The sequence below is a fragment of the Paracoccus sp. PAMC 22219 genome (genome assembly GCF_000787695.1).
GTDB lineage: Bacteria > Pseudomonadota > Alphaproteobacteria > Rhodobacterales > Rhodobacteraceae > Paracoccus.
Genome location: NZ_BBPH01000114.1, coordinates 1 through 2,344 on the forward strand (window position 1 = coordinate 1; position 2,344 = coordinate 2,344).

Genomic DNA, 2,344 nt, shown 5'->3' on the forward strand with positions numbered 1-2,344 from the left:
TGCGGTAGTATTCTGCTGGTGTGATCGAGCCGCCGGTGATGTGGCTTGGGATCTCCGAAGGTCCTGTCATCCCTAGGTGCTGTTGATCGCCTCCCAGATTCTTTAATGCCCTGTCATTCAAGGAAACCCCATGGCCACCCAGATCCTCATGCCGTTGCACACCTACCCCAACGGCAACTCTTCCAACATTGCGGCCCAAGTGGGTACCGTTGCCCGGCACCTGGGGGCTGCAGTTCATGGATTGGTTTTGGAACGCCACCTTCCCACCCCCACCCACCTCGTCGCTGATCGGTGACATGATCATCAATGTGGATGGCATGACCCGTGAGGCTACCGAGAAATGCCGCTCCCAAGGTGCAGCCTTGGTGACGGCGATGGAACAAGCGCTTGGACCCAACGGCATCAACTCCTCCACACCGAGGTTGACTGCGCGTTGGGGGCCTTTGGCAATGCGACCGAAACCTACTCAGGATATTACGACCTGATTGTAACCGCGCTTAGCGCCAACGATGCGACAATGGCTGCGACTGCAGAGACGGTGGTATTCGGTTCGGGTCGGCCAGCCCTTCTGGTACCGCAAGACTTGCCGCCTTCGCACTATCAGAGCATCATGATCGCATGGGACGGAAGTCGTGTGGCCGCTCGTGCTGTCGCCGACGCACGCGACTTTCTCCGGCTCGCGAAAACGGTTTCGATTGTGGTGGTGACGGATGAAAAGATGATGCTGATGGACAATCCAGGCCTGAAATTGGTCGACTACCTTCGCTCACATGACGTCGACGCGACAATTGCTCTGGTGCAGAGTCGACAGCGGCCAATAGGGCGCACATTGCAGGACCATGCGCTGGAAAATAACGTCGACATGATGGTTATGGGTGCATTCGGCCATTCCCGGATGCGCGATTTCGTGATCGGCGGTGCCACGACCGGGATTTTTCGCGATCTGAAACTACCGGTTCTGTTGTCGCATTGAGCATCCATGCCATCACCAGAGCTCCCCACTCTGAACCTGAAACCTGCCGCCTGCCACGAAACCTATGCTGGCGCCTATGCTGTCTTGATCGCGTGTAGATACCGACCCAAAAATCTAATATGCTATGGCGCTAATTATTATTTCAGCTGCTTTTGCGCCGATGATCATTGCTGTAGAATTGGTATTTCCAGAAACAGGATGCGGCATAATTGATGCATCCGCTATGCGTAGGTTTGGTATCCCATGTACTTGCAGATGGAAGTTGACGACGCTTGACCGCGGGTCTGCGCCCATTCGACAGGTACCATTTCCATGAAGTCCTGACTTTACCAATAAACTTGGCTCCGCTACGACTGTAGTATCGCTATAGTCTACTCTATCGGGAGTGACTTCCTCACCGCAGTAGGAGGAAAGCGCTTTGCTGCGCGCGAACTTTCTAATGATATTGACGATCTCGGCCTGCGTACCGCGATCCTGTGGATGCTCTCCCCAGTTCATCGATATATTGGGCGGTACGCGATAATCAGCCGAAGAAATCTTGATTTTCCCTCGGCTTCGGGGGCGTAGATCATATCCTAAAAACATGATGCCTGGTCTGGTTTTGGGCTGTCCCCTTCCAATCGAGCCGGGTTTTTTTAGACTGTTCTGGATTGAGCATGGGACAAGTCCCAACTGAATATTCGGCCAAGCCTTATTGTCTTGATTTGATATCATTGCCGTCACAGGTACAGCCGCTGTAGACATCAAGCCCTTAAAGCCAAGATAGTATTGGATGACATGAAGGGGAAGCCGAAAGGTCCTAAGCTCACGATGCAATTTCGGGTCATTCATAAGTTCATAAGTCATGGCAATCATGGGGTGATCTGCAAGATTGGAGCCGACTTCTTCCAGCGCGTGCACGATCGGAATGCCCGCTTCCTCGAGCACGGCCGCTGGTCCGACACCGGATAATTGAAGAAGCTTCGGGGACTGTATTACGCCGGCTGAAAGGATCACTTCGCGCATCGCATAATAGGTCTTTTCGACGCCATCCTGGTTGCAAATAACACCATGGGCTCGGCCGTCTTTGATGATAATGCGTGTAGCTTCGCTATTGCAGCGAATGTTCAGGTTATTTCGTGACCTTACAGGCTTCAAAAATGTAGAGTAACTTGATTCCCGTCTGCCATTTTGGTCGACCGTGAATTGTGAAAAACCAATTCCATCAGTGTTGGGCTGATTAATGTCCTCGAGAAACGGAAGGCCAAACTCTTCTCCGGCGGAAATCATAGCCGAAACGACGGGCGACCGAAAGCTTCTCTGGGTTACCTTCAGTGGGCCATTTGCTCCTCTAGAGCTATGGGACCCTCTTTCTCTATAACTTTCGATTCC

At 52.6% G+C, this 2,344-nt stretch carries 3 protein-coding genes; 2 read left to right on the forward strand and 1 reads right to left on the reverse strand.

The genetic code is table 11. From position 1 onward, the window contains the following. Positions 1–130 precede the first annotated feature (130 nt). Together TY51_RS21995 and TY51_RS13005 are read left to right on the forward strand one after the other, a co-directional pair. Positions 131–295 (forward strand): hypothetical protein, encoded by a 165-nt coding sequence (locus TY51_RS21995; protein WP_156118023.1) that lies wholly within the window; start codon positions 131–133, stop codon positions 293–295. A gap of 138 nt (positions 296–433) precedes the next feature. Next, complete coding sequence (locus TY51_RS13005) at positions 434–973, forward strand: universal stress protein (protein ID WP_197054763.1); 540 nt, start codon at positions 434–436, stop codon at positions 971–973. A 114-nt stretch (positions 974–1,087) separates the two neighbouring features. Here TY51_RS13005 and TY51_RS21125 read toward each other — a convergent pair. Further along, a partial coding sequence (locus TY51_RS21125; RefSeq protein ID WP_156118024.1) for a GMC family oxidoreductase occupies positions 1,088–2,344 on the reverse strand: 1,257 nt, incomplete at its 5' end.